Origin of the sequence: Elstera sp., assembly GCF_044372965.1 — a bacterium.
Classification (GTDB): Bacteria; Pseudomonadota; Alphaproteobacteria; order Elsterales; family Elsteraceae; genus Elstera.
The window spans coordinates 1-5,318 of record NZ_JBILQX010000213.1 but is presented as its reverse complement, the minus strand read 5'-3'; the positions used below and the strand labels follow the sequence as shown (position 1 = coordinate 5,318).

5 protein-coding genes and 1 pseudogene are annotated in these 5,318 nt (G+C 59.4%); all 6 read left to right on the top strand.

Annotation, left to right across the window (positions count from 1 at the left end):
- A partial coding sequence (bamA, locus tag ACIQ36_RS17960) for an outer membrane protein assembly factor BamA (protein WP_395831864.1) occupies nt 1-1,698 on the top strand: 1,698 nt, incomplete at its 5' end.
- 52 nt (nt 1,699-1,750) lie between these two features.
- Entirely contained in the window at nt 1,751-2,548 is a 798-nt protein-coding gene (locus tag ACIQ36_RS17955; RefSeq protein ID WP_395831862.1) for an OmpH family outer membrane protein, read from the top strand.
- Nucleotides 2,549-2,561: 13 nt separating this feature from the next.
- A complete protein-coding gene (gene lpxD, locus ACIQ36_RS17950; RefSeq protein ID WP_395831860.1) occupies nt 2,562-3,593 on the top strand; it encodes a UDP-3-O-(3-hydroxymyristoyl)glucosamine N-acyltransferase in 1,032 nt (343 codons plus the stop codon).
- Entirely contained in the window at nt 3,590-4,087 is a 498-nt protein-coding gene (gene fabZ / locus ACIQ36_RS17945) for a 3-hydroxyacyl-ACP dehydratase FabZ (RefSeq protein ID WP_395831858.1), read from the top strand. The genes lpxD and fabZ overlap by 4 nt, the downstream gene beginning before the upstream one ends.
- Nucleotides 4,084-4,872: an acyl-ACP--UDP-N-acetylglucosamine O-acyltransferase gene (gene lpxA, locus ACIQ36_RS17940; RefSeq protein ID WP_395831855.1), complete on the top strand. Its 789-nt coding sequence runs from the start codon at nt 4,084-4,086 to the stop codon at nt 4,870-4,872. The genes fabZ and lpxA overlap by 4 nt, the downstream gene beginning before the upstream one ends.
- Nucleotides 4,873-4,877: 5 nt before the next feature.
- Nucleotides 4,878-5,318, top strand: a pseudogene (locus tag ACIQ36_RS17935) (LpxI family protein); the annotation flags it as partial.

Sequence of the window (5,318 nt, the reverse complement as noted above, 5' to 3'; positions counted from 1 at the left end):
TCTACTTTGCGCTCCGAACTCGTGTCGTCGGAATACCGTTGGTATCGCTTTTGGGCGAGCGACGATTCCTATGATCCCGACCGGGTGGCCTTTGATCGTGAAAAACTGCGCCGCTTCTACTTGAAGCAGGGGTATGCTGATTTTCGCATTCAGTCCGCCGTTGCCGAATTGGCCCCGGATCGCAAAAGTTTCTACCTAACCTTTACCGTCGAAGAAGGTCAGCGCTATAAGTTCGGTAAGATAAACCTTACCTCGCAACTTAAAAACCTTGATCCGCAAACGCTTAATAAGTCGCTCACGACTGTCGGCGGTGAATGGTATAATACCGAAGAAATTGAAAGCACGATTGAGAAACTGACCCAGCAGGTCGGTGATCTTGGCTATGCTTTCGTCGATATTCAACCGATCACGAACCGCGACCCGCAAAACCGGGTTATCGATGTGACCTTCGATGTCCGCGAAGGACCGAAGGCCTATGTGGAGCGTATCGATGTTTCCGGCAATATCCGCACGCAAGACCGGGTGTTGCGCCGCGAGTTCCGCTTGGTGGAAGGCGATGCTTTTAACGCCTCGCGCCTGCGCCGGTCGGAGCAGCGCATTAAGGACTTAGGCTTCTTCAAATCGGTGGAAGTCACGCGCGAGCAAGGCTCGCAGCCCGATCAGATCGTGTTGAAAGCCAGAGTTGAGGAGCAATCGACCGGTGATCTCACCGTGGGCGGCGGTTTCTCCACCTCGGACGGCCCCTTGGGTGAAATCGGCATTCGCGAGCGGAACCTTTTGGGGCAGGGTCAAGACCTAAAAGTTACGACCTTGATCGCGGCCAAACGCTCCAAACTCGACGTGAGCTTCGTTGAGCCCTATTTCCTGGATCGGCAGTTAGCGCTGACATTGGATGCCTTCCATACAACGCGCGATTTGCAGAAATATAGTTCCTATGATTGGCGTTCAACCGGGGCGGCCTTTGGCTTCGGCTGGCAGTTGAACGATGATTGGGCCGAAAGCGTTAAATACACGCTGCGGTCGGACCGGATTAGCGACGTTGAAAGCGATGCATCGCGCTATGTGAAGGAAAGTCAGGGGACGACACTCTCGTCTTTCGTTACCCATAGTATTTCGTTCGACCGCCGGGATAGCCGCCGCAATCCGACCGATGGTTATGTGATTTCTTTGGAAAATGACATTGCCGGGCTTGGCGGCGACGCGAAATATCTGCGGACCAATTTACGTGGGGAATTTTACTATCCGGTGATGCCGGAAGTGGTGGCGTCCCTGCGCGCCAATGTCGGTAATGTTGTGGGCTTCGGCGAAGACGTTCGCATCAATGATCGGTTTTATATCGGTGGCGACGAATTCCGGGGCTTCCGAACCGGCGGCGTCGGGACCCGCGATAGTGGGTCTGGGGACGCGCTGGGTGCGCAAAACTATTATGTGCTGACCCAGGAAGTCTCCTTCCCCCTGGGGCTGCCGAAAGAGCTTGGGCTGTCGGCCCGCCTGTTTCACGATATCGGGTCGGCCTGGGGGGCCGACGTGACGGGATCGGGAACGCTCGATTCGACGTCGCTCCGCGCGGCGGTGGGGATTGGGTTTACATGGGTGTCGCCGTTCGGGCCGATCCGGGTGGATTTCGGCATTCCTTACCTGAAACAAAAATTTGACCGCACTCAAAACTTCACTTTCGGATTTGCAACGCGCTACTAATGCTGGCGTCTGAGTGGAATGGTCGAACAGTTTGAGCGAAAGATCGGTAACGATGGTAAGCAAGTTTTCTAAACTGCGGGGTCGCGTGGCGGTAACGCTCGCCTTGGGGATGGCCGTTGCGGTCGCACCGGGGATCGGTCTGGCGCAAGCGCCCTCCGGAACCTTGCCCGCGCCCGCGCCGCGCCCAAGCGGAACCGCACCTGCCCCCGCGCCCGTTCAAACCCCGACGAGCCCCGCACCGGCGGCAGCCCCGGCGCCTGTGCCGAGCGGCACGCCGGCTCCGGCGCAAGCGCAACGCCCTACCACGGCCGGGGCGAAGCTTCCCGCCGCCGTGATCGGCGTGGTCGATATGGGTATTATCTCGCGTGATGGGGCGGCCTATAAGTCGCTTCGCGCGCAGATTGAAAGCCAATCGAAGGCCTGGGACGCCGAACTGAAGAAAAAGAACGACGATCTGCGTAAGCTGGAAGATGATTTCCGCAAGCAGGCGGCGACTCTCACGCCGGAACAAATAACGGAAAAGCGCAAGCAATTCGATACGCAGTTGAATGAGTTTCAGCGTCAAATCAATGTTCGTCGCCGTCAGTTGGCCGAAGGTGAAGCCCAAAGCACGCAGCCCATTGAAGCGGCTTTGAATGAAATATTTCAGCAAATTGCCATCGAGCGAGGTATAAACGTCGTTATCTACCGGAATGCGACACTGTTGTTTGCAACCGAGTTGGATATTACGGCGGACGCGCTGCAACGCTTGAATGCTAAATTGCCGCGCGTGACGCTCAAACTGCCGCCGCCGCAAGCCGCGACACCCACACCCGCGAGTGCTCCGGCGACGCCGCCGAAGAGCAACTAGCGCGTATTTTCTGATGCCCGATTCGCGTTTTTTCAGATCAACCGGCCCGCTTGCGCTGAAACTGCTCGCGGACCGGGCTGGCGCGCAGCTTCAAGACGCGCGGCACGGTGAAACGCGGGTTGAGACCGTTGCCCCCCTGCACACGCCGGAGCCGGGTGCGCTGAGCTTCTGCGATCATCGTAGGCATTTAGAGGCGCTTCAGGCCTGGCCCGCATCGTCGGCGATTTTGGTAACAGCGGAAGTGGCAGCGGTCGCCAAAACCGACGCGGCCCTGCTAATTGCCCCTGCGCCAACGGTGGCTTTCGCCCGAATGGCGCGGCAGTTCTTCCCCGAGCCTCTGCCCCCCGCAGGGATTGCCCCGTCGGCGGCGATTAATCCAACGGCGACGGTCGACTCCAGTGCGACGATTGCGGCCCAGGTTTCGGTTGGGCGGCAGGCTAAAATCGGCCCGCGTACCATCATTCGCGCCGGAGCGGTGATCGGGGATGGCGTCGAAGTGGGGGCGGATTGCGATATTGGCGCGCTGGTGTCGCTGCACTATTGCCTGATTGGCGATCGGGTGAAAATACTGGCGGGCGCGCGGATCGGCGAGCCGGGGTTTGGTTTTGTCACCACGCAAACCGGCGTGGTGAAAGTGCCGCAACTGGGGCTAGTCGAAATCGGCGACGATGTGGAAATTGGGGCGAATGCCTGTATCGACCGGGCAACCTTGACCCGCACCGTGATCGGGCAAGGGACGATGATCGATAATCTCGTCCATATCGCGCATAATGTGCAAATCGGTAAGGGCTGTATCATTACGGCGCAAGTTGGTATCTCCGGCAGTACTGTGCTGGAAGATTATGTCGTGCTGGGTGGACAAGTCGGCATTGCCGACCATATCCGTGTTGGCCGGGGAACTCGGATTGCGTCGCGGGCGGCGCTGTTCCGGGATGTTCCGGCTGGCTCCAGCCTTGGAGGGTTTCCGGCGGTGCCTGTCCGCGAGTGGCACCGCCAATCGGCTTTTCTGTTGAAGGTCGGGCAGAAAAAAGGAACAGGCGAATGAGCGATACCATCACCGTGGAAGGAACCGAAACCGGCTCCACGCCGGAAACCATTCCCGTGATTGATGTTTCCCGCATTATGCAAATGATCCCGCATCGTTACCCGATGCTGATGATCGACCGCGTGATTGATGTCATCCCGAACGAATCCTGCACGGGCGTTAAGAATGTCTCGATCAACGAGCCGTTCTTCATGGGGCATTTCCCGTCGCGCCCCGTCATGCCGGGGGTGCTGATTATCGAAGCGATGGCGCAAACGGCGGCGGTTCTGGTGGTGCAAACCCTCGGGCCGGAGGCGGAAGGCAAACTGGTCTATTTCATGACCATTGATGAAGCCCGCTTCCGCAAACCGGTTACGCCGGGCGATCAAGTGCATATCCACGTCACCAAGATTGCCCAGCGCAAGACCGTGTGGAAATTCTCCGGCGCGGCCAAGGTGAATGGCACGCTGGTGGCCGAAGCAACTTTCGCCGCAATGATTTTGGACGAAAAATGACCCTTTCCGTGCACCCCACCGCCATTATCGAGGACGGGGCCCAACTGGGGACCAATGTCACGATTGGCCCATTTTGCCATATTGGCCCGAACGTGGTGCTGGGCGATGGGGTGACGCTGCTGAGCCACGTCGTGGTCGGCGGCTACTCGCAGATTGGTGCGGGGAGCACGCTTTACCCGTTCGCTACGATCGGTATGCCGCCCCAGCACGCGCGCTATAAGGGCGAAGAGGTTCGCCTGATTATCGGGGTGAACTGCACCATCCGCGAACATGTCACCATGCATCCCGGCACGCCCTTCGGCAGCGGCGAAACCCGTGTGGGCGACAATGGGCTGTTCATGGTCGGCGTTCATATCGCCCATGATTGCCGGGTGGGCAATAATGTGGTGATGGCCAATCAGGCGACCCTCGGCGGGCATGTGGAGATTGGCGATTACGTGAATATCGGCGGGCTCAGCGCGGTTCACCAATATGTACGCATTGGCAAACATTCGATGGTCGGCGGCATGTCGGGTGTTGAGGGCGATGTTATTCCCTACGGGATGGTGATGGGCGACCGGGCGCGGCTTTCGGGGCTCAATATCATCGGCCTCAAGCGGCGCGGGTTCGAGCGCGACGAGGTTCACGCCCTGCGCGCCGCCTATCGCCTGCTGTTTGCCGCCGAAGGCACGATGGCCGAGCGGATCGAGGACGTCAGCGGGTTGATGAAGGATAACCGGGCGATTATGGATATCGTCGAGTTCATCCGCACGGACAGCAACCGCGCCATCTGCCAACCGCGCTGAGTGACATGACCGACCCCGTGCACAGAACCCTTGGGATCGTCGCCGGGGGCGGTGGTTTGCCGCGCGAGATTATCGCCGCCTGCCGGGCGCGCGGGCAGAGCTTCTTCGTTCTGGCACTCGACGGCCAAGCCGATCCTGAAATTACGGACGGGGTGCCGCACGCCCGGCACCGAATGGGGGCGGCGGGGGCAATCTTCGAATCGCTTCGGAACGCCGGGGTTCAAGACGTTGTTTTCGCCGGAAAAGTAAAACGCCCCTCGCTCTTTTCGGTCGCGCCGGACGTAAGGGGCGCGGCCTTTATTGCCCGGATCGGAATTAAAGCCTTTGGCGATGATGGTTTGCTGCGCGCCATTGCCGAAGAGTTCGAGCGCGAAGGCTTTGTGCTGCGCTCGGTTCCCGACGTGTTGGCGCGGGATGGGGGCGTGCCGGAAGCGGGGCCGCTCGGG